General features: G+C 62.5%; 25 protein-coding genes. 11 read left to right on the top strand and 14 right to left on the bottom strand.

Annotated features, from left to right (window positions below; genetic code table 11):
* Window positions 1-247: 247 nt before the first annotated feature.
* From JOZ06_RS05820 to dnaE, 4 genes are all read left to right on the top strand, one after another.
* Window positions 248-511 carry a PhaM family polyhydroxyalkanoate granule multifunctional regulatory protein gene (locus JOZ06_RS05820; RefSeq protein WP_293229893.1) on the top strand — a complete coding sequence of 88 codons (264 nt, stop codon included), beginning with the start codon at window positions 248-250 and terminating at the stop codon, window positions 509-511.
* A 270-nt stretch (window positions 512-781) separates the two neighbouring features.
* Window positions 782-952, top strand: coding sequence for a hypothetical protein (locus tag JOZ06_RS05815; protein WP_293229891.1), 171 nt, complete (start codon window positions 782-784; stop codon window positions 950-952).
* A 143-nt stretch (window positions 953-1,095) separates the two neighbouring features.
* Complete coding sequence (locus tag JOZ06_RS05810) at window positions 1,096-1,401, top strand: hypothetical protein (protein ID WP_293229888.1); 306 nt, start codon at window positions 1,096-1,098, stop codon at window positions 1,399-1,401.
* 112 nt (window positions 1,402-1,513) lie between these two features.
* Complete coding sequence (dnaE, locus tag JOZ06_RS05805) at window positions 1,514-4,960, top strand: DNA polymerase III subunit alpha (protein WP_293229885.1); 3,447 nt, start codon at window positions 1,514-1,516, stop codon at window positions 4,958-4,960.
* Between the two features lie 109 nt (window positions 4,961-5,069).
* Here dnaE and JOZ06_RS05800 read toward each other — a convergent pair whose 3' ends face one another.
* The 11 genes from JOZ06_RS05800 to JOZ06_RS05745 form a co-directional block, all read right to left on the bottom strand.
* On the bottom strand, window positions 5,070-6,122 hold the full coding sequence (locus JOZ06_RS05800; protein WP_293229883.1) for a sensor domain-containing diguanylate cyclase: 1,053 nt from the start codon (window positions 6,120-6,122) through the stop codon (window positions 5,070-5,072).
* Window positions 6,123-6,154: 32 nt separating this feature from the next.
* Entirely contained in the window at window positions 6,155-6,988 is an 834-nt protein-coding gene (locus tag JOZ06_RS05795; protein WP_293229881.1) for a CHAD domain-containing protein, read from the bottom strand.
* A 150-nt stretch (window positions 6,989-7,138) separates the two neighbouring features.
* The gene (locus JOZ06_RS05790) at window positions 7,139-7,948 is read right to left on the bottom strand and encodes a MetQ/NlpA family ABC transporter substrate-binding protein (protein ID WP_293229879.1); all 810 of its coding nucleotides are present in this window, start codon (window positions 7,946-7,948) and stop codon (window positions 7,139-7,141) included.
* Window positions 7,949-7,994: 46 nt separating this feature from the next.
* Entirely contained in the window at window positions 7,995-8,681 is a 687-nt protein-coding gene (locus tag JOZ06_RS05785) for a methionine ABC transporter permease (RefSeq protein ID WP_293229876.1), read from the bottom strand.
* Complete coding sequence (locus tag JOZ06_RS05780) at window positions 8,682-9,419, bottom strand: ATP-binding cassette domain-containing protein (RefSeq protein ID WP_293229873.1); 738 nt, start codon at window positions 9,417-9,419, stop codon at window positions 8,682-8,684.
* Window positions 9,420-9,602: 183 nt separating this feature from the next.
* A complete protein-coding gene (locus tag JOZ06_RS05775; RefSeq protein WP_293229870.1) occupies window positions 9,603-10,373 on the bottom strand; it encodes an endonuclease/exonuclease/phosphatase family protein in 771 nt (256 codons plus the stop codon).
* Complete coding sequence (nudB, locus tag JOZ06_RS05770; RefSeq protein ID WP_293229867.1) at window positions 10,373-10,816, bottom strand: dihydroneopterin triphosphate diphosphatase; 444 nt, start codon at window positions 10,814-10,816, stop codon at window positions 10,373-10,375. Before nudB ends, JOZ06_RS05775 begins: the two co-directional genes overlap by 1 nt.
* A complete protein-coding gene (locus tag JOZ06_RS05765; RefSeq protein WP_293229864.1) occupies window positions 10,813-12,099 on the bottom strand; it encodes a mechanosensitive ion channel domain-containing protein in 1,287 nt (428 codons plus the stop codon). Before JOZ06_RS05765 ends, nudB begins: the two co-directional genes overlap by 4 nt.
* A gap of 14 nt (window positions 12,100-12,113) precedes the next feature.
* Window positions 12,114-12,815, bottom strand: a complete 702-nt coding sequence (gene lolD, locus JOZ06_RS05760) for a lipoprotein-releasing ABC transporter ATP-binding protein LolD (protein ID WP_293229861.1) — start codon at window positions 12,813-12,815, stop codon at window positions 12,114-12,116.
* Complete coding sequence (locus tag JOZ06_RS05755; protein ID WP_293229858.1) at window positions 12,808-14,055, bottom strand: lipoprotein-releasing ABC transporter permease subunit; 1,248 nt, start codon at window positions 14,053-14,055, stop codon at window positions 12,808-12,810. Before JOZ06_RS05755 ends, lolD begins: the two co-directional genes overlap by 8 nt.
* Window positions 14,056-14,370: 315 nt before the next feature.
* Window positions 14,371-15,108: a C40 family peptidase gene (locus JOZ06_RS05745; RefSeq protein ID WP_293229853.1), complete on the bottom strand. Its 738-nt coding sequence runs from the start codon at window positions 15,106-15,108 to the stop codon at window positions 14,371-14,373.
* Between the two features lie 63 nt (window positions 15,109-15,171).
* On the opposite strand from JOZ06_RS05745, the gene JOZ06_RS05740 reads away from it, so the two are divergent.
* The 5 genes from JOZ06_RS05740 (at window position 15,172) to JOZ06_RS05720 (ending at window position 19,234) form a co-directional block, all read left to right on the top strand.
* Window positions 15,172-16,854 carry an AarF/UbiB family protein gene (locus JOZ06_RS05740; protein WP_293229850.1) on the top strand — a complete coding sequence of 561 codons (1,683 nt, stop codon included), beginning with the start codon at window positions 15,172-15,174 and terminating at the stop codon, window positions 16,852-16,854.
* Between the two features lie 68 nt (window positions 16,855-16,922).
* On the top strand, window positions 16,923-17,687 hold the full coding sequence (locus JOZ06_RS05735) for a hypothetical protein (protein ID WP_293229847.1): 765 nt from the start codon (window positions 16,923-16,925) through the stop codon (window positions 17,685-17,687).
* Window positions 17,688-17,769: 82 nt separating this feature from the next.
* A complete protein-coding gene (locus tag JOZ06_RS05730; RefSeq protein WP_293229844.1) occupies window positions 17,770-18,111 on the top strand; it encodes a DUF2325 domain-containing protein in 342 nt (113 codons plus the stop codon).
* Window positions 18,112-18,245: 134 nt separating this feature from the next.
* The gene (locus tag JOZ06_RS05725) at window positions 18,246-18,695 is read left to right on the top strand and encodes a CBS domain-containing protein (RefSeq protein ID WP_293229840.1); all 450 of its coding nucleotides are present in this window, start codon (window positions 18,246-18,248) and stop codon (window positions 18,693-18,695) included.
* A gap of 143 nt (window positions 18,696-18,838) precedes the next feature.
* Window positions 18,839-19,234 carry a KGG domain-containing protein gene (locus JOZ06_RS05720; protein WP_293229837.1) on the top strand — a complete coding sequence of 132 codons (396 nt, stop codon included), beginning with the start codon at window positions 18,839-18,841 and terminating at the stop codon, window positions 19,232-19,234.
* Window positions 19,235-19,295: 61 nt separating this feature from the next.
* On the opposite strand, the gene JOZ06_RS05715 is transcribed toward JOZ06_RS05720, so the two are convergent.
* On the bottom strand, window positions 19,296-20,351 hold the full coding sequence (locus tag JOZ06_RS05715; protein ID WP_293229835.1) for a cytochrome d ubiquinol oxidase subunit II: 1,056 nt from the start codon (window positions 20,349-20,351) through the stop codon (window positions 19,296-19,298).
* Window positions 20,344-21,702 (bottom strand): cytochrome ubiquinol oxidase subunit I, encoded by a 1,359-nt coding sequence (locus tag JOZ06_RS05710; RefSeq protein WP_293229833.1) that lies wholly within the window; start codon window positions 21,700-21,702, stop codon window positions 20,344-20,346. The genes JOZ06_RS05715 and JOZ06_RS05710 overlap by 8 nt, the downstream gene beginning before the upstream one ends.
* A 101-nt stretch (window positions 21,703-21,803) precedes the next feature.
* On the opposite strand from JOZ06_RS05710, the gene JOZ06_RS05705 reads away from it, so the two are divergent.
* Window positions 21,804-22,001, top strand: coding sequence for a hypothetical protein (locus JOZ06_RS05705; RefSeq protein ID WP_293229831.1), 198 nt, complete (start codon window positions 21,804-21,806; stop codon window positions 21,999-22,001).
* Here JOZ06_RS05705 and JOZ06_RS05700 read toward each other — a convergent pair.
* Window positions 21,977-22,438, bottom strand: a complete 462-nt coding sequence (locus JOZ06_RS05700; RefSeq protein ID WP_293229828.1) for a PA2169 family four-helix-bundle protein — start codon at window positions 22,436-22,438, stop codon at window positions 21,977-21,979. The genes JOZ06_RS05705 and JOZ06_RS05700 overlap by 25 nt on opposite strands.
* Before the next feature lie 176 nt (window positions 22,439-22,614).
* Here JOZ06_RS05700 and JOZ06_RS05695 point away from each other — a divergent pair.
* The coding region (locus JOZ06_RS05695; RefSeq protein ID WP_293229825.1) for a hypothetical protein at window positions 22,615-22,938 on the top strand (324 nt) is incomplete at its 3' end.

Below are 22,938 nucleotides of genomic sequence, written 5' to 3'. Positions count from 1 at the left end.
GATCGGTCTGATGATCGACAGCATCACGCCACAAATCCACGGCGTCATACCGCAAACCCACGGCTTTCCACCGATCAGCGCCAACATGATCACGCTGATTGCCATCAGCCAGGGCGGCTATCTGATCAATAAGGCCATTCCGGCCACGGCGAAATAGCCCCAATAGAGTCCACGACCAGGGAGCGGTCTTGCCGCCATCGACGACAAGGGCTAGATTTCGAACTGAACCCCTCCACAGGTAGCCGTCATGAGCTCAACTGACTTCAATCCCGCCGATCCCTTCGCCCTGTTCCGCCAGATGTGGCAAAACGCCGCGCCGGCCGCCGCTCAGCCCTTCATGCCGCCGCTGACCGAAGAGGATATCGAGCGCCGCATCGGCGAACTCAAGGTGGTCGAAGCCTGGCTCGCCATGAGTCAAGGCATGCTGTCGATGCAGATCAAGACCTTGGAAATGCAGAAAGCGGCGCTGGCGGCGTTGACCCCGTCTTCGCCGAAGAAAAAGGACGAATAGCCAGAGCCACAAGCACCGTCCGCCCCCGGGCGGTGCGCCTCGGCGCCCGCCGCGCGCCATGGCGCGGCCAGTGCGCGGCTGCCCTTGCCGTGTATCGACCCGTCTCCTCAATACTCTCCTCCGCCATCAGCCGAAAACTTACAGGCACGGCAAGACAAAGGCACATTGTCCGCCCCCGCGCCATTCGTAAAATCGTAAAACGCTTGGCGAAAAACATTCGCGAGGCCGTTTTACCCATTCTCAACACTACGCATGGAAGGAGATCCACCTATGCACACACTCACGTTACTGCAACTCAAGGCGGTCAGCGGCGGCAAGGCTCAGGGGGACTACAGCGGTCCCGGCGGCTACCCGGCAAGCACCGGGCAGCAGCAAACGCAACGCGGCCCCTCTCCCGCCAACTCCAACTTTGAGCCTCGGGGCGGCGTCAAAAACCGCTAATCGGCTCGCACCGCACAACACCACGTGCATAGCGGCGTCATCACAACGCCCCGCGCTTGAGTGCGCTGTCGCGCGCTGATTGGCGCGTCGATACGGACAGCACGGATTTCCCACGCCGTGCTGTCCGTTTCCCGGAGACCACTATGCAAAATACTCAAGGCTCTCTCTTTGGATGGCGGATTGCCATCATCCTATTGGCGTGCATGCTGTTGACCGCCTATTCCACGCCCGTATTGTGGCAGGCGCTCCGCGACGGCGATTTGACCGTTGCCCGACAACGGCTCGCCCAAACCGGCGGTACCGGCATCGGCGGTTATGTCATCGGCAAAACCACAGGCCCGGAGCGTTACCTCACCCTGTGCGCCGACCGCAGCGGGTCCATCGGCTACCCGGCAAGCGTCAGGCAGCAGGCCGCCCAGCGGTGGCACGTCGTGCTGCCGCCTTGCTGATACCTCACTCGCAAGGAACACGCGACGTCAGCACCGCGCTTGAGTAAAATAGCGCCATCGCGGCTCCGTCTCGGCACGGAGCCGCCCATTCTTCTGATAAGCAAAAGAGCGCATGAACGCACCTCGATTCATTCACCTGCGGCTCCACTCGGAGTTTTCGATCACCGACGGCATCGTGCGACTGGACGACGCCGTCAAGCGCGCGAGCCTCGACGGCATGCCGGCGCTCGGCATGTCGGACCTGATGAACATCTTCGGCATGGTCAAGTTCTACAAGACCTGCCGCGGCAAGGGCCTCAAACCCATCGTGTCGTGCGACATCTGGCTCGAAAACCCCGATGACGCCGACAAGCCGTTCCGGTTGATGCTGACCGCCAAAAACCGCGATGGCTATGGCCGGTTGTGCGAACTGTTGAGCGAGGCCTATACCCACAATCAGCATCGCGGCCGCGCGGAGATCAAATACGAGGTGCTGGCGGGCGGCGACAACAGCGGCCTCTTGTGCTTGTCCGGCGCCCATCTCGGCGACGTCGGCATGGCGCTGGCGATGGGCAACCGCGACGAGGCGCTCGCCCGCGCGCGCCGTTGGGCCGCGTTGTTTCCGGATGCGTTCTATTTGGAACTACAGCGCGTGGACAATCCGCAGGTGGAGGCCGTGCTGCAGCAAACGCTCTGGCTCGCGGGCGAGACCGGCCTGCCGGTGGTGGCCACGCATCCGATCCAATTCATGGACCCGGACGACTTCAAGGCGCACGAGGCGCGCGTCTGCATCGCCGAGGGCTACACGCTGTCCGACAAACGCCGGCCGCGCCATTTCAGCGAATGTCAGTATTTCCTCAGCACGGAACAGATGATCGAGCGCTTCCACGACATTCCGGAAGCGCTGGCCAATACGGTGGAAATCGCCAAGCGCTGCAATCTCACGGTACAACTGGGCAAGAACTATCTGCCGAACTTCCCCACGCCGCCGGGCATGACGCTCGACGACTACCTGGTCGCGCGCACGCGCGAAGGCATGGAGGAACGGCTCAAGGCGCTCTACCCCGATGCGGCGGTCTTGGAGGCCAACCGGCCGCGCTATGAGGAGCGCTTGCGCTTCGAGCTCGATACCATCGTGCAAATGAAGTTTCCCGGCTACTTCCTCATCGTGGCCGACTTCATCAACTGGGCGAAGAAAAACGGATGTCCGGTCGGCCCGGGCCGCGGTTCGGGCGCGGGCTCGCTCGTGGCGTTCTCGCTCGGCATCACCGACTTGGACCCGCTCGCCTATGCCTTGCTGTTCGAGCGCTTCCTCAACCCTGAGCGGGTATCGATGCCTGACTTCGACGTCGACTTCTGCCAGGACAACCGCTACCGCGTGATCGACTACGTGCGTCATGCCTACGGCGAAGAAGCGGTCAGCCAGATCGCCACCTTCGGCACGATGGCCGCCAAGGCGGTGGTGCGCGACGTCGGCCGGGTGCTCGACCTGCCCTACACCTTCTGCGACCAGGTCTCCAAACTGATTCCGGCGGCGCCGGGCAAGCAGTACAGCCTGGACGACGCGGTGGAAATGGAACCCGTGCTGCGCGATCGGCTGGCGAACGAGGAAGAGCTGTCGCAGTTGTGGGCGCTGGCCAAGAAGCTGGAAGGTCTGACGCGCAACATCGGCATGCACGCCGGCGGCGTATTGATCGCACCGGGCAAGCTCACCGACTTCTGCCCGCTGTTCCAGGCCAGCGGCGAGGATGCCGTGCCGGTATCGATGCTCGACAAGGACGACGTCGAGCAGATCGGCTTGGTGAAGTTCGACTTTCTGGGGCTGCGCAACCTGACCATTATCGAGCTGGCGGTGCGCTACATCAAAGATCTCGACCCCAGCTTCGACACCGACCTGAACCACCTGGAATTCACCGACCCGGCCGCTTACCGCGTACTGCAGAAGGCGAACACCACGGCGGTGTTCCAGCTGGAATCGGATGGGATGAAACGGCTGTTGGAAAAGCTGAAGCCCGACCGCTTCGAAGACATCATCGCCGTGCTGGCGCTCTACCGTCCGGGCCCGCTCGGCTCGGGCATGGTGGACGACTTCATCTTGCGCAAGGCCGGCAAGCAGGAAGTCGACTATTTCCATCCGGACCTGACCGCCTGCCTGGAGCCGACCTATGGCGTGATCGTCTACCAGGAACAGGTGATGCAGATCTCGCAGATCATCGGCGGCTACACGCTGGGCGGCGCCGACATGCTGCGCCGGGCGATGGGCAAGAAGAAGGCCGAGGAGATGGACAAGCACCGCGGCATCTTCACCGAGGGCGCCCAGAAAAAGGGCTACCCGGAAGAGCTGGCGCGCCACCTGTTCGACCTGATGGCCAAGTTCGCCGAATACGGCTTCAACAAGTCCCACACGGCCGCCTATGCCGTGGTCGCCTATCAGACGGCCTGGCTGAAGGCCCACCACACGGCCGCGTTCATGGCCGCCACCATGTCGTCTGAATTGGACAACACCGATCAGCTCAAGGTGTTTTACGACGACTCGTTGGCCAACAACCTGAAGTTCTTGCCACCGGACGTCAATGCCTCGTACTACCGCTTCGTGCCGGTGGACCGTCAGCACATTCGCTATGCCCTCGGCGCCATCAAGGGCAGCGGCGAATCGGCGGTCGAGCACATCATCGCCGTGCGCGAGGCCTCCGGCCCGTTCACCGACCTGTTCGACTTCTGCCGCCGCACCGACAAAAAGCTGGTGAACAAGCGCGTGATCGAAGCGCTGATTCGCGGCGGCGCATTCGATGCCATCGACCCCAATCGGGCGCGGCTACTGGCCAATGTCGGCCTGTGCATGGAGTCGGCCGAACAAGAGGCGGCACACGCCAACCAGGGCGGACTGTTCGATATGTTCGGCGACGATGTGGCGCCGCCGTTGGAGATGACCGAGGTACGGCCGTGGGATCAGACCACGCAGCTTGCCGAGGAAAAAACAGCCATCGGCTACTATCTCTCCGGCCACCCCTTCGGACCTTACGAACGCGAAGTGCGCGGCTTCATCAAAACGTCGTTGTCCCGCATCTCTCCGCGCAAGGAACCGCAGCTCTTGGCCGGTTTCGTCACCGGTATTCGCACCAAGGTCGGCAACCGCGGCAAAATGGCCTTCATCCAGCTGGAAGACCTGAGCGCCAAAGTGGAAGTCAGCGTGTTCTCTGAAACTTACGAGGCCAACCGCGGGCGGCTCAACGAGGATCAGATCCTGGTCATCGAGGGCAAGGTCAGCAACGACGACTTCTCCGGCGGCTTGCGCATCATGGCCGACAAGATCTACGAGCTCGGCGAAGCGCGCAGTCTGTACGCGCGCAGCCTGCAGGTCACGATGAACAACGGCAACGCCGACACGGCGCGCTTCGCCGGTTTGTTGACGCCTTATCGCAGCGAGGAGGTCGGTTGTCCGGTGCGCGTGCTCTACGGCAACGGACAAGCCAGCGGCGAGCTGATGCTGCCCAAAGACTGGGGCGTGCGGTTGGACGACGGCCTGATCGGCGGCTTGAAGGATTGGCTGGGCGACAAGGCGGTGAAGATCATCTGGTAAGAAGTTCATGGGGTCGGGGAGTCGTCGGTAGCGCGCGAGAAGCGTGCCCAGCCGCAAAGAGGACGTGCGTTGCCTACGGCGAACGCACGCTACTCGCTGGGACGAAACACTAGCCCGGCGCGCTCGGATAAACCACCGCCTGCGCCCGCCCCCGTTCCTTGGCCATATAGAGCGCCTGATCCGCCGCCTCGAGCCAGGCCACTTCGTCGAACACGTCCTTGGCGGTGCCGACGCCAACCAGGCCGACGCTGGCCGACAGTTGCACCTTGCTCTCGCCGACGACAACGGGTCCGCCGACCACCTGCACCAGTTTATTGCCGACATCCTGCAGCACCGAGGGGCTCGAGCCTGGCAGCGCCACCAGAAACTCCTCGCCACCCCAGCGGCCGATGATGTCGCCGCCGCGCAGCGTGCGCTGGATGCGTTGCGCCGCTTCCTTCAGCGCCTCGTCGCCGACGGTGTGGCCGAACTCGTCGTTGATCGCCTTGAAATGATCCAAATCGACCAAGGCCAATGAAAAGCCGCGATTTTCGTGAATGCAGCGCGCGTAGGCATGGTTGGCCATGTCGATGATCCCACGGCGGTTGAACACCCCGGTCAACGCATCGGTCATGGCGTCGCGACCGGCCGCGCTGGCGAACACCAGCGCTTTTTCATGCGAAAAACTCAGATAGCGCAAGGCGATCGTGGCCTCGAGCAGATAGGTCAGATCCTCCAGCCACTGCGCCTCGGCGTCGGACAAGGTGCGCGGCTGCGTATCGGCAACGCACAGCGCGCCGATGACGTGCCCCTCGGCGTTGTGAATCGGCTGTGCGGCATAAAAGCGGATGCCGGGCGCGCCCTGCACCGGCTGAGCACAGGCAAAGCGCTCGTCCTGGCTCGCGTCCTCGCAGACGATGCGCTGCTTGCTCTTGATGACGTGCTGGCACAGCGACTGCTCGCAGGGAATGGCCATCGGCGCCATGCCCAATGGCGACATCAGATACTGCGTCTGCCCGTCCAAGACCGACACATAGGAAATCGGCACATTGAACAGTTTCTGCGCCAAACGGGTGACCCGCAGGTACTCATGCTCCGCCGGCGCGCCTAGCGTCAACATCCGCCGCAAGGACTCCAGCCGGGCCTGTGCTTCGGATACGGCGCGTAATTTGGTGTGCAGCATGCTTCACCTCGCTCGTTGAACCCCCTCTGATTTCAGCTTATACCATCGGCAAGCTGACCGGGGCTCGCCATCAGCGGGGAAAGCAGCGCGAGCGCCCGCTCCAAGTCGGCTTGCTTTTGCGTCATCAGCACCGCGCGCCAGTCGTCGAGAGGCGCGTCCGGAATCTCCGGCAGCCAAGCCATCAACACCTCGCCATCGTGCGCGTCGCCCAACGCCACCTGCAGCGGCTTGAGCGCGCGCGACAGCGCGACTTGCCCCTTCGGCAAGACGCCAGCCAGCACATCGACCCAGAACCGATAGTGCTTGATCGCCAAGCGCAAGCGATGCCAATCCTTCATGCGGTGGCGCGCCAATGCGGTTTCCATCCGCGTGGACAACACGGCGCGAAGCCGCTCGGCATGACGTTCGGCGCGGCGAATCAACTTGGCGCGCACCACCTTTCGCTCGACGCGGGCGATGGCGCTCTCCATCAGAATCAGGGCACCAGGCAGGCCGAGCACATCCATGTCGCGCCCCAGCTGCGGGTAACTGGCGCGGAGCGCTTGAGACAGGCCCGTTGACGGCCGGCGGCGGGTTCGCGGCCAACCGGTTTCCAACAGGCGGATGCGCGCAATGCCGACCTGACGGTCGCGAACCGGCGAGGTGGCGCGATAAGCCAGGTCGAGCACGCGGGAGAAGGCGTCGTAGGCGGGATCTTTGCGGGCGAAATGACGCAGGATACGGCTGATGCGCAAGGCCAGGCGCAGATCATAGACTGCGTCGGCGGCCTTGGCCGGCCGGTCGAGCAACATGCGGGCTTGCAACGCCTGACGATGCAGTCGCTGGAATTGCGCCTGCAGCACAGAGCCGTTTTGCGCGTTAGTCATGATATGACCGCTGCTTCTAAGGAGAAGTCAGATTCCTTGGCCCAATGGAATTTGTCAAATGCATAAAAACCGTCGAAGCCATTATGTTCCTTTTATTCCGATAAAAAAAGGGAGCCGAAGCTCCCTGAATATGCCTTGACGCAAAAACGGTTATTTCCAGTTTGCCGGGAATTTGTAGCCGGCGTACTTCTGCTTAGCCCAGGCTTTGAATTCGGCCGAATTGTAGGCAGCGATCACATCCTTGACCCACGGCTTGCCGCTATCGGCGCTCTTGACCACACCCCAGTTGACGTAGGCGTAGCTCTTTTCCTGGTACAGCCCTTCAGTCAGCTTGATGCCGGAGCTCGTGGCATAGTTGCCGTTGATCACGGCGAAGTCGGCATCGCTGCGCGCGCGCGGCAACTGCGCGGCTTCAAGCGGCAGGATCTTGATGTCTTTCGGGTTGGCGGCAATATCGTGCTGCGAGGCGGTCAGCGGGTTGATGCCCGGCTTGAGCTTGATCCAGCCCAGATCCGACAACATCACCAGCGCACGGGCAAAGTTGCTCGGGTCGTTGGGCGCGGCCACGCTGGCGCCGTTCTTCACGTCCTTGAGCGACTTGCTCTTGCCGGCATACAGGCCCAGCGGCGCGGTCGGCACTTGGAACACCGCCGTCAGCTGCAGGTTGTGTTCCTTGCTGAAGCTATCCAGGTACGGCTTGTGCTGGAACACGTTGACGTCGAGCGAGCCTTCCGCCAGCGCCAGGTTCGGCCGCACGTAGTCGGTAAACTCGACGAGCTTGACGCTGTAGCCTTCCTTTTCCAGCTGCGGCTTGATTTCCTGCTTCACCATGTCGCCGAAGTCGCCGACCGTGGTGCCGATGACGATATTTTTCTTGGCCGGATCAGCGGCGAACGCCGTGGTCGCGAGCGACAGGCCGACAACGGAAGCAACCAGCGATTTCACAATCCATTTTTGCATCTTCTATTTCTCCAACTTGATGATTCATGAGTGGGCCTGAGCCCGATTAACGCTTGTCCAGCCGATGCGCCAGACGATTACCGACGAATTGGATGGCCTGCACGATCACTACCAGCAGCAACACCATCGCCACCATCACGTCGGTTTGAAAGCGGTAGTAGCCATAACGGATAGCCAGATCGCCGATACCGCCGCCACCGACCACACCCGCTACCGCCGTATAGGAAAGGAAGCTGATGGTCAGGATCGTCAGGCTGGAAATCAAGCCGGCGCGGGCCTCGTTGAGCAGCACTTTGCGAATGATCTGCCACGGGCTCGCGCCCATCGCCTCGGCGGCCTCGATCACGCCGCGCGGGATCTCGCGCAGGGTCTGCTCGACCAAGCGGGCAAAATACGGAATGGCGGCGAAGGCGAGCGGCACCGAGGCGGCCACCGGTCCGATCGTGCTGCCGACGATCAGCCGGGTCAGCGGCACCAGCGACACCATCAAAATGATGAACGGGAACGAGCGCACCAGGTTGACGCACCAGCCGAGAACGCCATGCAGGCCGCGATGAGCGAAGAGCTGCCCGGGGCGAGTCAGGTAGAGCACGATGCCAAGCGGGCCGCCGAGCAAGACGGCGGAGGCCAGTCCCAAGCCCAGCATCAGCGCGGTTTCCACCAGAGCTTGGGCGATTTCGGGGCCGAGCAGGCTGAGATCCTGCCAAATAGCGTTAAGCGCGGCGATATCCATTTATGCGGCCTCCAACAGTGAGCGGGCCAGTTCGGAGCGGGCGTCGACCTCGCCGCCGGCGATGTCCATCACTTCCACCACGCTTCCTTGGTCGAGCACCGCGGCACGATGGCAAACCGACCGCACCACGCCCATTTCGTGGGTAACGATCACCACGGTGACGCCGAAACGCTGATTGATTTCCTTAAGGCAGGACAGGATCGACTGCGTGGTTTTCGGGTCGAGCGCCGAGGTCGGCTCGTCGGCAAGGATGACGTGCGGGCGCGGCGCCAGGGCGCGGGCGATGCCGACGCGCTGCTTTTGGCCGCCGGACAGCTGAGCGGGGTAATGCTCGGCGCGATCGGACAAATGCACGACATCCAGGCATTCGGCAACACGTTGGGCAATGTCGGCCTTCGACCAGCCGGCGATCTCCAGCGGAAACGCCACGTTTTGCGCCACAGTGCGGTTGGCAAGCAGATTGAATTGCTGGAACACCATGCCGATGTTCTGACGGGCGTGGCGCAAGTCACGCGCGGACAGCGCGGTCAGATCCTGGCCATCGACCAGGACACGGCCGGCATCGGGCCGTTCGAGCAGATTGATCAGCCGCAGCAAGGTGGATTTGCCGGCGCCGGAAAAACCGATCAGACCGAAGATCTCGCCTTGTGCGATCGAGAGCGTGGTGTCGTCAACCGCGTGAAACCATCCCCCTTCCGGGTGCTGGAACCGCTTGGACACCGACTGCAAATGAATCATGGACACACTCCAAAAACAGAAAGCCCGCCGATGATCGCGGCGGGCTAACTAAACATGGAATGCATCCCGTGTGAGATGGCTGTAGCCCTATGGCTACCCACGCTTTAGCTGTTTTACGCCCGCAAGCTGTGTTCAAATCGGCGTTAAATTGTGTTTTTATTGAACCAGGATGTTCGGATTGTGTCAAGCGGATTTTCTTAAAACAACATCGGGCAGCAGTGAGGCGGCAAGCGGCAGGTGGTCCGACAGGTTCGGCCAGGGCCTGTCGCCCAACACCTCGGCGTGCAGCGGGCGCAGGCCGCGCACGTAGATTCGATCCAGCGCCAGCACCGGCAGCCGCGCGGGAAAGCTGCGCGCCAAACTGCCGAACAGCGTCTGATGCACTTCGGTCAGCCCCGCTTCCTCCTGCAGGCAAAGCGAGGCCTGCCCGCGCCAGTCGTTGAAATCACCGGCCAGGATCAGCGGTTCTTCGGCGGGGATGTTATCGCGGATATAGCGTGCCAGCGCTTGATACTGCTTGCGCCGGTCGTGGCCGAGCAAGTTCAGATGCGCGCAGAGGGCCGACAACGGCACCGGCCAGCCGGGAGGCTGCAGTTGACAGTGCAGCATGCCGCGGCTTTCGTAAGGGTTGACCGAAATGTCGAGGTTGCACCACGACGTGATGGGGAAACGCGTCAGCACGGCATTGCCGTGATGGCCGTGCTCGTAGGCGGCGTTCAAGCCGTAGGCGGCGCGCAGCCTCAGACGGCGGCTGAGGAAATGATGCTGCGGCACAATCGACCAATCAGCATGCCGCAATGCCCGGCGCTGATTCTTGCCCTGCACTTCCTGCAAAAACACCAGATCGGGCGCCTGCACGTCAAGCGCGCGGGCGATGTCGTCCAGGCGCACGCGGCGGTTCAAGGGCGACATCCCCTTATGCATGTTGAAGGTGATGACGCGCAGCGGTTCCATCAGGTCAGCCTGGCGGGCAACAGCCGCAGGGCCTCGGCGTTGGAGGGGGAAAAGACGCGCAGCGCCGCCTCTTGCCACGGCAGCCAGCACCAGGCCAGGTGCTCGCCCGGCGACAACCGCACCGGCACCTCATCGGGCAGCGCGAGGCCGAAGACGTGTTCGTCATTGTGGGTGACCCCTGGCGCATAACGGTGACGCCAGTGGTCATAAATTTCGTAGCGGTTGGTGATATCCCAGTCCGACAACGCCGGCAACGCCGCCTGGATGCCGGTCTCTTCGAAGACCTCGCGCCGCGCGGTGTCGATCAGCGCCTCATCCCCCTCGCGGCTGCCGGTCACCGATTGCCAAAAACCCGGGCGGTCGGCGCGTTCGAGCAGCAGCACCCGGCCGTCGAGGGTATGAATCACCACCAGCACCGAAACCGGCTGTTTGAAGGGTTTCATGCGCCCTCCTCGCCAGGCGGCCGCTTGACCGTCACTTCCATCTGCGGGAACGGCATCTGGATGCCGTGCTCGCGAAACACGCGCCAGATGGTCATGTACATATCCGACTTCAGACCGAGAAAGCCGTTTTCCGGATCAGCCACCCAAAAGCCGACTTCCAGCGAGATACCGCTCGGGCCGAACGCGGTGACGAAGGCGCGCGGCCCCGGGTCGACCACCCGCGGCTGACGCGCCGCCTCCGCCAACAGTGTCAGCGCGAGCTCCAGGTCGGTGCCATAAGCCACGTCGAGCTTGATGCTATTCCAAACCTTGGTGTCGGAATACGACTGGTTGACGACCGTGCTGGCGATCATGGTGTCGTTGGGAATCAGCGCCTCGCTGCCATCCCCGCCCTTGAGCACCACGAAGCGTGAAGTGATCTTGGTGACGTTGCCGACCCGGTCGCCGATCATCAGCCGGTCGCCGATGCGGATCGAGCGGTCGAGCAGAATGATGAACCCGGAAACGTAGCTGCTGGCGATTTTTTGCAGGCCGAAGCCGAGACCGACGCCGAGCGCGCCGCCAAAGACCGACAAGACGGTCAGATCGATGCCGACGATCGGCAGCGCGATCAGCACGGCGGTGGAAACGAGCGCCGTGCGCGCAAGCTTGGCGAACACGATGCGTAGATTCAGGTCGACCTCGGTCAGGCGCATCAGGCGCCGTTCCACCAGCCGGCTAATCCACAGCGCGGCGACCATGATGATCGACACCCACGCCAGCGCGCTGAACACCAGCGACAGGTCGAGCTGCACCTTGCCGATGTGGAAGGTAATCGACGCCAGCCAGCCCTCGACGAAATCGTCGAGCTGGATCGCCCAGGTGACGAAAGCAAGCCAAGCCATCGTGGCCACGAACTGCTCGGTACGGCGTTCAAAACGGCTGCGCGGCAGAATTTCGCGCACGACGGCGGTCAACAGACGGATGAGCGCAAGCCAGAACAGTGTGGCGGCAAAGGCCAGCAGCACATGCGGACGGTGCTGCAGCACCCCGATCCAGACCAGTGCAAAAAACAGCAGCAGCGCCTCGGCGCCGAGCGGCAGCACCAACCGCAGCCCGACATAAGGCAAAAACAAGTCGAAACGCTCAAGATGGTCGGCGAAGTAGCGCCGGTAGACGGTGCGGCTCAGCCGCCAGCCGAGGAACAGACACACCGCGCCAATCACGAACTCGACGACCCCGGGCAGGGTCTGCATCGCGCCGATCAACGCGTCGATGCTCATTTCGTCTCGCCGGAAGAACATCCATCCTCCTCCCATCAATGGCCCGCCTCCTCCGTATCGGCCTGCAGCAAGCCGTCAGCCAAACGCCATTGCGTGCCGGTGCGCCGCGCCAATTCGCGATCGTGCGTCACGATCAGCAGGCTGGTGCCGAAACTTTGATTCAATTCCAGCATGAGGTCAAATATGACCGCCGCCGTATGATGGTCAAGGTTGCCGGTGGGCTCGTCCGCCAACAGACAGGCCGGACGCGTCACCAGCGCCCGGGCGATCGCCGCGCGCTGGCGCTCGCCGCCGGACAACTCGCCCGGCTTATGCTTGAGCCGGGCGCCTAGGCCGACGCGCGACAGGATGGCCTCGGCCTCGCGCGCAGCCTTCTCTCGCGGCTCGCGGCGCACCAAAAGCGGCATCATGACGTTTTCCAACGCGGTGAATTCGGGCAGCAGGTGATGGAACTGATAGACGAAGCCCAGCTGCGCGTTGCGCCAAGCGCCCAACTCGCGCTCGCTCATGCCGGCAAGCGCCCGTCCCTGTACCGTCACCTCGCCCTCGCTAGGCTTGTCGAGCCCGCCCAGCAGGTGCAGCAGCGTGCTCTTGCCGGAGCCCGAGGCGCCGATAATGGCCATGGTTTCGCCCGCGCCAACGGTCAAATCCACGCCAGAGAGCACGTCGACATCGAGTCCGCCTTCACGGAAAGCCTTGGAGAGGCCCCGGCATTCGATTACGGCAGGATTACTCATAACGCAGCGCCTCCGCCGGTTGGGTGCGCGCGGCGCGCCAGCTCGGGTAGAGCGTGGCGAAAAGCGCCAGCGCCAGCGAGACCGCCGTGATCATGCTCACGTCGCCCCACTGCACGTCCGTGGGCAGGTAATCGATCATGTAGACCCCGGGCGACAGCAGTTTGCTGCCGGTAATGTGTTCGATCGCACCGACCAGGAGGTCGATGTTCCACGCCCCCAATACGCCGAACACCACGCCGCTCACCGTGCCCAATACGCCGGCAACCGCGCCTTGGATCACGAAAATCGACATAATGCTGCGCGGCGCCACGCCCAGCGTGCGCAGGATGGCGATGTCGGCCTGTTTGTCCGTCACCACCATCACCAGCGTGGACACCAGGTTGAACGCCGCCACGGCCACGATCAACGTCAGAATGATCGTCATCATGCGTTTTTCGATCTGCACCGCGCGGAAATAATTCGAATTCATGTCGGTCCAGTCCGATACCACGGCATTCTGATCGAGCGCGTGCTGCAGCTGAAGCTTGACCTCGGGCGCGGCCAGCACGTCGTTCAGCTTCAAGCGCACGCCGGTCACGTCGTCGCCGAGCCGGAACAGCACTTGAGCGTCCTGCAGATTGATCATGGCGAAGGAGGAATCCAGCTCGTACATGTTCATACGAAAAATGCCGACCACGGTAAATTGCTTCAACCGCGGCATCATGCCGGCCGGGGTGATGTTTCCTTCCGGCGTGATCAAGGTGGCCTTGTCGCCCAAGCCGACACCGAGCTGCTGCGCCAGTTGGTCACCGAGCACGATGCCGAACCCGCCCGGCTTGAGCGCAGCGAGGCTGCCGCCGACCATGTGCTGGCCGATCTCCACCACGTGGCTTTCCAGCGAAGGATCGACGCCGCGCACCATGGCGCCGCGCACCGTGCCGCCAAACGACAGCAGACCTTGCGCCGACACGAAGGGCGCGGCGGCCATGACGCGCGGCTGCTTGAGCAAGAAGGGGCGCAGCGTCTGCCAATGGGCCACGCGCCCTTGATAATCGCTGACCTCGATGTGTGCCGCGGCGCCGAGGATGCGACCGCGGATTTCCTTTTGGAAACCGTTCATCACCGACAACACGATGATCAGCGTGGCCACGCCCAACGCGATGCCGAGCATGGAAATCAACGAGATGAACGAAATGAAGCCATTGCGGCGCTTGGCACGCAAATAGCGCAAGCCGATCATCGCCTCGAAGGGCATTTGCATGCGAAGGATCCTTGCGCGTTAGCGGTTGTAGGGGTTTTTCAGCGACTGCATCATGGTGGCGAGCACATCGCGCACCTGATGCTCGTCGCACCCCATCAGAATCGCGTCCTCGAAGGCATCCTGGGCCATTTGCCCCAGCTCTTCGAGGTTTTCGCGCATGACCTTGAGTTTTTCGACACAAGCGACCGGCTTGCCATCGGGGTCAAGCCAGACCGGGAATTCGAATTGCACTTGATTTCCGTCCATCGTAACGACGATGCCCGCTGGCGGCGGGCATCTTCTTGTTGACTATTGCGAATAGTATAAACCGGCAAGCTAATGTTTACGGGCTTTTTTGCCGCCCTTCCTGCCCGAGGCCGCCCGCCCCGCGACGCTGCGACATTTCTTCCCTTTGGCGCAAACCGCCTTGACGCGCTTGCCCGGCGTCGTATCGAGCGAACCCGCGCTATCGGCCGGCACGTCGGCCGTATCGGCCGCCGCGGCATCGGCGGCGGCGGCGTCGGTCGCGCTGCCTCTCGCGACACGGCGGGCGCCGTTGTAATGCGCCACCCAGTAGGCTTGATTCAGCTGCGCGACCTCGATGGTTTTACCGGTACGGGGCGCGTGAATGAATTTGCCATTGCCGAGATAAATTCCGACATGCGAATAGGAAAACCCGCGGGTATTGAAGAAGACCAGATCGCCCGGCATCAGTTCCGTCTTATTGACAGAATGACCGACTCGGGCCATGCCCGCGGCGGTGCGCGGCAAATTGACCTTCAGCGATTTTTTGAACACGTACTGAATGAAGCCACTGCAATCCAGACCCGTACTCGGGTTGGAGCCGCCAAAACGGTAGGCGACCCCCATCAGACTGATCGCCTGCAGCAGCATGTCGCCGACCGCGTCGTCCGTGGCGGACGATGCGTAATTGGCAATGGGATCCCCCGCAGGCTCTGCTGCGGTATTATCGTCCTTGGAAACTTTATCCGGGGCGGACTTGTCCGGTGCTGCGGTGACACAAGCCAACCAGCCGGCCAGCGCGAGGGCGAGTATGCGGCGGTGCAATTTCATAAGGCCGGACTTTAACGGACAGGGCTGGCAGTGTCAAAGCCGCCTACTCAAGGCTCGTACAATATGTTGAGAGAAACGCTGACTGCCATGCGCGATCTGCCGCGCATGAAAGAAATCTCTGGCGTGCTGATCCGGCACGGCCTGGGCGAGTTTGCCGAGCGTCTGCGTTTGCCTCGCGCCGTGGAAATCGCCGGCGAGTGGCTGCACCTGAAAAAAGCGGATGCCGCCGAGGCCACGCCCACCCCCGTGCGGGTACGGCAGGCACTGGAGGAGCTCGGCCCCACCTTCATTAAGCTCGGGCAGATTCTCTCCACGCGCGTCGATGTATTCGCCCCGCATTGGATCGCCGAGTTCGAGAAACTGCAGAACGAGGTGCCGCCCATCGACGCCGCCCAACTACCGGCACTGCTGCAGTCCGCGCTGGGCGCCGCGCCGGAAACCTTGTTCGCCAGCTTCGACGCCGAGCCCATCGGCTCGGCGTCGATCGCCCAGGTGCACCGCGCAGTGCTCAAGGAAGGCGGCGCCGTGGCCGTCAAGCTGCGCCGTCCGGGCATCGTGGACAAAGTGCAAGCCGACTTGCGCATCTTGTCGTACCTGGCCGGGGCGCTGGAGCTTGAATTTCCCGACGCGCGGCGTTTCCAGCCCCAGGAAATCGTGCGCCAGTTCACCCGCTCGATGACGCGCGAGATGGATTTGGCGGCCGAGGCGCGCAATATGGAGCGTTTCGCGCGCGACTTCGCCGATGACGCGCACGTCACGGTACCGGGCGTGCATTGGGCATACACCAACGCGATGGTCAACGTGCAGGATTTCGTCGAGGGGGTGCCCGGCAGCCGGCTCGACCTGTTGGCCGCCGAGGGCATCGACCCGGCCGACATGGCGCGTTACGGCGCCGATGCCGTACTGAAAATGATTCTGATCAATGGCTTCTTCCACGCCGACCCCCATCCCGGCAACGTCATTTTCCAGCCCGGGCCACGCATCGCCTTCGTCGATTTCGGCATGGTCGGCCGCCTGTCGCACGCTCGCCGCGACGAGATCGTCGACTTGTTGGCGGCCCTGGTGCTGCACGACGAGCGCGGCATGATGGACGTGTTGATCGAATGGACCGGCAGCAAGCAGATCGACGAGGCGCAATTTGCCACCGACATCGGCGAACTGGTGTTTGCCTACGAACACGTACCCTTGAAGAACATCCGCATCAGCCAACTCATCGGCGAGATGATGGAGTTGATTCGCAACCATTCGATCCTATTGCCGGCGGATCTCGCCATGCTGTTCAAGGCATTGATCACGCTAGAGGGTCTCGGCCGACAGCTGGACCCCGATTTTTTGCTGATCGAGCACCTGACCCCGTTTGTGCGCCGGCTGGTCGCCGAGCGCCATCATCCCGCCAACCTGATCAAGCGCGGCAGGCACACGCTGACGGAAACGCTGGGCATGCTGTCGTCGCTGCCGCATGACATGGCCAGGCTGGGCAAGGATATGCGCCAGGGCAAGTTCAGCGTCAACCTGGATCTCCGGCGCCTGGACAGTTTCGCGCACCAGCTCGACCGCAGCGCCAACCGGTTGACGATGGGCATCGTCACCGGCGCGCTGATCATCGGCTCCTCGATCGTCATGACCGTCAATGCCGGCCCCCGGTTGTTCGGCTTGCCGTTCCTCGGTTTGTTTGGTTTTTTGATCGCCACCATCAACGGTCTGTGGTTGATCGCCTCCATCTGGCGGTCCGGCAAACGCGCTTGAGCACACAATAATTAAAGGACAAATAAATCAAGACGATATAGAGGTCAGCAACAGCAGGAGCCTCGAAAATGCGCGTTCAATCCGTCAGCTACGCGTCCGGTGCGGGACAGTCAAACGGCCGGACATCCTCGCCGGTCCATGGCATCGCGTCCCAGACGGGCAGCGACGCCAGCGGCGACTTGGTCGACCTGCACCGCGCCAGCGAGCGCGAACTCGCCGCCCTGCTCAGCCTGGAAACCCTGCTGGCCATCATGCAAGGCATACTCGAAGACCATAGCGGCCAGCGGCTGCGCTTCGAAGACCCGCGCCTCATGGCGGACTCCCCCTACGAAAGCAACGATGCGCCCGCCTGGCTCGCCGCCGCGCGGCATACGCTCACCCGTCCTGCCTCGCCCGTGTTGCGCCTGACCGTGGTCGGCCGGCTCACCACGCGCGAGGGCGACGTGCAGCCCTTCGCCTTGGACATGCAGCTGCCGGCGGCGCCCGTCACCCTGACGGGAGGCGGACAGACGGGCAGCTTCGTTCTGGAACACGCCGCGGGAAATGGCCAGGGCGCGCGGGTGGAATACGCGCTAACGACCTTCTCGGTATGGCGCGTCACTGCGGAAGCATCACCGGCACTGCCGGCCGCCGCCATAGCGCCGTCCGGTGTACCCCTCTTCGCCCAGTTTTCGCTAGGCGAAGACCCCGACCCTCTGAGCATGGCCGCCCGGCTCCTGCCGGCCGAGCGGGACCCTGCGTTGCCGATGCGCGCCTATGGCCGACGCGACGGAGGCTATGTCGACATGGGAGACCCTAACGGCAGTTGGCACCAGGTTGATATCAGCGCCTGATCCAAAGCGCGGCTCGCGGCAATTGACAATAAGAATTATTCTCAATTACCGTAAAGACCCGTACGGAACAGGAGACAACGACATGAACGCAATGTTGGTCGGCGCGGATACCCTTGGCAATATCCCCGACGTGCTGGATCAATTCGGCATCACCATCCAGCGTCACGTCAGCGGGCGCAACAGTTCGCATCAGCGCAAACTGGACAAGCTGCCCGTCGGCACCGAGTTGCTGATTCTGTTCACCGACTTTCTCGGCCATAACGTCATGCGCCATTTCCGGGCATTGGCATCGCAGGAAAACGTACGCTTCATCGCCTGCCGCCGCTCGGTCTGCGCGCTGCAGCAGTCGCTGCGCTCCGTCGGGCTACGCACGCTCGACAGCTGCGCCGACTGCCCGCAGCGGCACAGGCCCGCGACGCGCTAGCACCCCTATTTTTCTCGGCATTTCCACCGGCCGCGCGTTGCGCGGCTGTTTTGTGCCTTCGCGGCGCGGTACGTTCGTTGCTTCTTCGCTCACGTCCGGCAATCGCCGGCTTACCCCTAGAGAGGAGATGCATCATGAAGGTATCGGAGGTCATGACCCGGGACGTGCTGGTCATCACGCCCCAAGAGACAATCCAGCGCGCCGCGCAACACATGGCGGAAACCGGCTGCGGCGCCTTGCCTATCGAGGAAAATCAGCATCTGGTCGGCATGGTCACCGATCGGGACATCGTCCTGCGCGCCCTGGCTCACGGCATGAGCCACGACACGCCCGTGCGCGAAATCATGTCAACCGGCGTGAAGTATTGCTTCGACGACGAGGAGCTTGGCCAGATCGGCCGCAATATGGCCGACATTCAGGTCAAGCGGCTGGCGGTACTCAACCGCGAGAAACGGCTGGTGGGCATCGTCTCGCTCGGCGATCTGGCCAACAGCGAAGACGCGGAGGCCGCCAGCATGGCGTTATCCGGTATTTCCGAGCCGTGCGAGGCGCATGTCAGCCAGGGGTCGCGTCCAGGTAAGTAGGCATTAGCGGCACGCCGCTTGCTAAATAGCGGCGCAGGACCGCTGAAGCCAACAGCCCACCCACCGGCCGAAAGCATCGCGCTTCAGCGGTCAATGCGCGCGGGCCGGTGTGGGGCACAATCGCACCCAGAGAGGAAGACCCTATGACGAGCAAACAGACGAGCAACACGCCAGAGCAGGAGACACAAAAAAGCCAGCGCGGCTTCGCGGCGATGGATGAAGAGAAACAACGCGAGATCGCCAGCAAAGGCGGCCATGCCGCGCACGAGAAGGGCACGGCGCACGAATTCACCTCCGAAGAGGCGCGGGAAGCCGGACGCAAGGGGGGTGAAACGGTCAGTGAAAACCGCGAACACATGGCCGAAATCGGCCGCAAGGGAGGAGAACACAGTCATCGCGGCAGCGGCAAATCGGCGGAGGAAACCGCCAAACAAGACGATGAGGACGCGGAAAAAACCAAGAAGGAAAAAAACACCCCCGGCCGCCGTGACAAGGATAAAGACGACGACGAAGAGCGCCATGCCGACAAACGCCGGTAATGCCGGTAATACCAACCAGCGGGGCCGCCTTCGCCCCGCTTTTTCTCTCCATCGATGCCGTTCACAAAAGGGGTGCAGACCGATCCTGATACGGCCCCGCCGTCAACTTGCCGCGAAACACCCAGTGGACATAGACCGTATAAAACACAATGAACGGCAACACCAAGGCCACGCCAGCAAGCAGGAAACGCAGCGAAGCGGGCGAGCCCGCCGCTTGCCACAGATCCAGCCGGCCCGCCACCAGCGAGGGAAACAAGCTATACGCCAAGCCGGCAAATCCCAGGCCGAACAGGCCGACGGCAGCGAAAAACGGCAGCCATTCCGGGCAGCCCTCCCCCTCCTCGCCCGAAGCGGGAGGACGGCTCAAACACCGCAGCGACCATTCCAACACGGCAATCAGCACAAGCGTCGCCAGCGGCAGCGGCGCCAGCCCAATCGGCATGGGCATCGCCAGCCATTTGGCCGCCACGTCAGGGAGGCACATCAGGGTCGCCAGCGAAATCGCCGCCATGCCCAGCGCCGTGCCGCGCAAACTCCGCCGCCCCCATCCCACCGCGCGCCGTCGGATTTCACCGGTCGTTTTCATGATGAGCCACGCCGCGCCCAACAGCGCATAACCGGCGGGCAAAGCCAGGCCGACCCCCAAAGCGAACGGCCAGGCCCAAGCCGCCTCGCTGAACCCCGTGACGTAGCGGCCAAGCATGACGCCCTGAGAAACAGCAGCCAGCAGCGAGGCGCCGCAGAACGCGCCATCCCACCAGCGGCGGTGGCGAATGGGCGCCTTCACCCGAAACTCGAAAGCGGCGCCGCGCAACATCAACCCGGATAGCATCATGGCAACGGGCAGATACAACATGCCGAGAATCATGCCATGCGCCACGGGAAACGCCGCCAACAGTATGCCGACTCCCAGCACCAGCCAGGTTTCGTTCGCGTCCCAAAACGGCCCGATGGCATGAATCATTTGTTCACGCTCGTCGGCATCCTGCGTCGCGGCAAACAACATCCCCACCCCCAAGTCATAGCCATCGAGGATGACATACAGAAATACCGCCCCATAGAGCAGGAAAAAGAACACCAGCGGCAACCCGCCACCCACAGGAACCAGATCAGCCATGCGGTCGCTCCTCTCCTTGCCTGATGATCGGCAACACGGGCACGGGCGTCTCTAGCAGCGGGGCGTCCGGCCGCCTTGCCAACAGAAACAGCACCGTCACGTAAGCCGCCAACAACCCCAACGCCAGTGCCAGGTATCCTCCCAGCGACAAGGCAAGCTGGGCGGACGGCATGTCGGCGGCGGCCGCGCGCGTCAACAGCAAGCCCTGGATAAGGTAGGGTTGCCTGCCGATTTCGGTCACGCACCACCCCGCCAACACGGCGATCCATCCGGAAAATGTCATGCCGATCAACCATCGAACCAACCGCGGCGATGGCGCGCGCCGGCCGCGAAGATGCCAAGCGCCGATCCAGGCAACCAGCCACATGCCGATTGCCATGCCCACCATGACGCGAAAAGCGAGAAAAACCGGCAACACCGGCGGCCGCTCGGCAAAGGCCTCCAACCCCTGGATCTCGCCATCCCAATCGTGCGTCAGAATCAGCGAGGCGACCCCGGGCAGCGCCAGCGCCCCCCGTATCCGGCCGGCCCGCTCATCCGGCCATCCCCATATCACGGCAGGCACGGCGCGCCCGGTGTGCCACAGTCCCTCGATCGCGGCCACCTTGGCGGGTTGATCCCGATGAATCTGCAACCCATGCAGATCACCCACCCAGATTTGCAGTGGAATCAGCCAGGCGGCCAGCCGCACCCCGCTTGTCATGACCACGCGCACCGGCTCGTCGTGCTGGCCGCGCAGCCAGCGGTATGCGGACAAGCCCGCCAACAGGAAGGCAACCGTCAGCCCCGACGCCAGCAACATGTGCGCGACATGCCAAGGCATCGCGGGATTGAACACGATGCGCCACCAGTCGCGGGCATGCAAAACCCCCTCCCGCTCCATGTAACCGTCCGGCGTATGCATCCATGCGTTAAGCGCCAGAATCCAGAAGGCCGACAGCGTCGTGCCCAGCGCAACCAGAAAGACCGCCACAGTCTGAACGGTCTGACTGACCCGACCCGCGCCGAACAGCATCAAACCAAGAAATGTCGACTCCAAAAAGAACGCGGTCAGCACCTCGAAGGTCAGCAACGGACCGGCGACGTTGCCGGCATAGTTCATGAAGCCCGGCCAGTTGGTGCCGAATTGAAAGCTCATCGCCACGCCGCTGACGACGCCAAGCGCAAAGGTCAAGGCAAAAATCTTCACCCAAAAACCATAGGCGGCGCGCCAGCATGCCTGTTGACCGCGCAAGCGGAAATAGAACAACACCCAGGCCAACGCAATGGAGATGGTGGTAAACAGCGTGTGAAAAGCGATGTTGACCGCAAACTGCGCACGCGCCAGAAAAAAAACGTCTAGGCTGATCATAGGGCGACTCCCGGCGGACCTGCAGCAGTGGGCATACCGCTTGCTTTCAGGAGTGCCGCGAATAGACATCCTTTTTCATCTAACACCCCGCGGATACCGCCATGCCACACGCACACCTCTCCGTACCATCGACCAAGGTCATCTCGCTCATGCCGAACAGACCGGACGTTGAACGTCTTCTCGAGGCCGATTTCGGCGATGAGGCCGATATGGCCAGCTATACCGATGACCTGCCTGCCGCCACGTCCAAAAAACGCGGCGGCAAGACGACCGTTCACCCCTCCGAACGCAAGCGATAACGGGCCAGCAAAGCGGAAATGCCGGCATAGCTTTGCAATAGACTTTCGTATTGCCGCTGCACGATCAGACGTACGTTTTCCGGCAAGGGCTGAGCAAGCGCGCGGACATAGCGCGCCTTGGCAACGGCCTCGCCGCGGTTGCAGGCCTCTAAAATGACCTTGTCTTCGTCCTTGTCCAGGATAAAGCTCTGCACCCCGACCCAGCCGCGATGAAGCGCGCCGGTCAACGAGCCGCTCTTGTCGGCATGTCCCCCATGCACGCGCACCAATTCCTGTAGCGTCAGAGCCGCCGCCCGGCAATCCGCGGCACGCTGACGAAATGCCGTTTTCAGCTCGTCGTCGACGGCATGGCCCGCGCATTGTGAAAACCCCAATTCCCCATCTTTGCAGGTCTCGGCCAGATCATTGAGGATCGTGACCAGTTCGCTGTTGTTCATCTTGCACCTCCGAATAGATTGGCAAACATCCAGGGCATCCGGGAATGACCCGCCAATCACAACCGCTGCAAGCGACATGCCCGCCAAGCAGGGCATGCGGTTTGCACCCCCCCCCATGACGAGCGTGGCGCGTGACGCCGCGGCTCGGTTGTCATCCAACCATGAGGAGTGTGCTAATGAAACGATCGACGCGATGGCATCAAGCAACGACGCTGGCATTCGGGCTTGCTTTCCTCGGCGCCGCGAAAGTCTATGCCGAAAACGATCCGCAACCTCAGACGCGAGGGTGGATTCCCTACACCCATGCCGGCTACGTGGGGCTCAACCTTGGCACCGCCCAACACCAGACGCCCTGCAAACCAGGATTTGAATGTAAAAATCCACGCATCGCTGGAAAAATCTACACAGGCGGCATGATCTCGCAAGGCATCGGGCTGGAAGCCGGCTATGTAAATGTGGGGCACGGAAAACGCAACGGCGGCGAAACAAAAGCACAAGGC

This window comes from Paludibacterium sp. (assembly GCF_019232825.1).
In the GTDB taxonomy this organism is placed as follows: domain Bacteria; phylum Pseudomonadota; class Gammaproteobacteria; order Burkholderiales; family Chromobacteriaceae; genus Paludibacterium.
The sequence above is the reverse complement of the archived record's forward strand: the minus strand, read 5'-3'. Positions and strand labels throughout refer to the sequence as shown.

Excerpts from the sequence above, each read along its gene's own strand:
- JOZ06_RS05820 (WP_293229893.1), top strand. The coding sequence starts at position 248 with ATGAGCTCAACTGACTTCAATCCCGCCGATCCCTTCGCCCTGTTCCGC.
- JOZ06_RS05815 (WP_293229891.1), top strand. The coding sequence starts at position 782 with ATGCACACACTCACGTTACTGCAACTCAAGGCGGTCAGCGGCGGCAAG.
- JOZ06_RS05810 (WP_293229888.1), top strand. The coding sequence starts at position 1,096 with ATGCAAAATACTCAAGGCTCTCTCTTTGGATGGCGGATTGCCATCATC.
- dnaE (WP_293229885.1), top strand. The coding sequence starts at position 1,514 with ATGAACGCACCTCGATTCATTCACCTGCGGCTCCACTCGGAGTTTTCG.
- JOZ06_RS05800 (WP_293229883.1), bottom strand. The coding sequence starts at position 6,122 with ATGCTGCACACCAAATTACGCGCCGTATCCGAAGCACAGGCCCGGCTG.
- JOZ06_RS05795 (WP_293229881.1), bottom strand. The coding sequence starts at position 6,988 with ATGACTAACGCGCAAAACGGCTCTGTGCTGCAGGCGCAATTCCAGCGA.
- JOZ06_RS05790 (WP_293229879.1), bottom strand. The coding sequence starts at position 7,948 with ATGCAAAAATGGATTGTGAAATCGCTGGTTGCTTCCGTTGTCGGCCTG.
- JOZ06_RS05785 (WP_293229876.1), bottom strand. The coding sequence starts at position 8,681 with ATGGATATCGCCGCGCTTAACGCTATTTGGCAGGATCTCAGCCTGCTC.
- JOZ06_RS05780 (WP_293229873.1), bottom strand. The coding sequence starts at position 9,419 with ATGATTCATTTGCAGTCGGTGTCCAAGCGGTTCCAGCACCCGGAAGGG.
- JOZ06_RS05775 (WP_293229870.1), bottom strand. The coding sequence starts at position 10,373 with ATGGAACCGCTGCGCGTCATCACCTTCAACATGCATAAGGGGATGTCG.
- nudB (WP_293229867.1), bottom strand. The coding sequence starts at position 10,816 with ATGAAACCCTTCAAACAGCCGGTTTCGGTGCTGGTGGTGATTCATACC.
- JOZ06_RS05765 (WP_293229864.1), bottom strand. The coding sequence starts at position 12,099 with ATGTTCTTCCGGCGAGACGAAATGAGCATCGACGCGTTGATCGGCGCG.
- lolD (WP_293229861.1), bottom strand. The coding sequence starts at position 12,815 with ATGAGTAATCCTGCCGTAATCGAATGCCGGGGCCTCTCCAAGGCTTTC.
- JOZ06_RS05755 (WP_293229858.1), bottom strand. The coding sequence starts at position 14,055 with ATGCAAATGCCCTTCGAGGCGATGATCGGCTTGCGCTATTTGCGTGCC.
- JOZ06_RS05745 (WP_293229853.1), bottom strand. The coding sequence starts at position 15,108 with ATGAAATTGCACCGCCGCATACTCGCCCTCGCGCTGGCCGGCTGGTTG.
- JOZ06_RS05740 (WP_293229850.1), top strand. The coding sequence starts at position 15,172 with ATGTTGAGAGAAACGCTGACTGCCATGCGCGATCTGCCGCGCATGAAA.
- JOZ06_RS05735 (WP_293229847.1), top strand. The coding sequence starts at position 16,923 with ATGCGCGTTCAATCCGTCAGCTACGCGTCCGGTGCGGGACAGTCAAAC.
- JOZ06_RS05730 (WP_293229844.1), top strand. The coding sequence starts at position 17,770 with ATGAACGCAATGTTGGTCGGCGCGGATACCCTTGGCAATATCCCCGAC.
- JOZ06_RS05725 (WP_293229840.1), top strand. The coding sequence starts at position 18,246 with ATGAAGGTATCGGAGGTCATGACCCGGGACGTGCTGGTCATCACGCCC.
- JOZ06_RS05720 (WP_293229837.1), top strand. The coding sequence starts at position 18,839 with ATGACGAGCAAACAGACGAGCAACACGCCAGAGCAGGAGACACAAAAA.
- JOZ06_RS05715 (WP_293229835.1), bottom strand. The coding sequence starts at position 20,351 with ATGGCTGATCTGGTTCCTGTGGGTGGCGGGTTGCCGCTGGTGTTCTTT.
- JOZ06_RS05710 (WP_293229833.1), bottom strand. The coding sequence starts at position 21,702 with ATGATCAGCCTAGACGTTTTTTTTCTGGCGCGTGCGCAGTTTGCGGTC.
- JOZ06_RS05705 (WP_293229831.1), top strand. The coding sequence starts at position 21,804 with ATGCCACACGCACACCTCTCCGTACCATCGACCAAGGTCATCTCGCTC.
- JOZ06_RS05700 (WP_293229828.1), bottom strand. The coding sequence starts at position 22,438 with ATGAACAACAGCGAACTGGTCACGATCCTCAATGATCTGGCCGAGACC.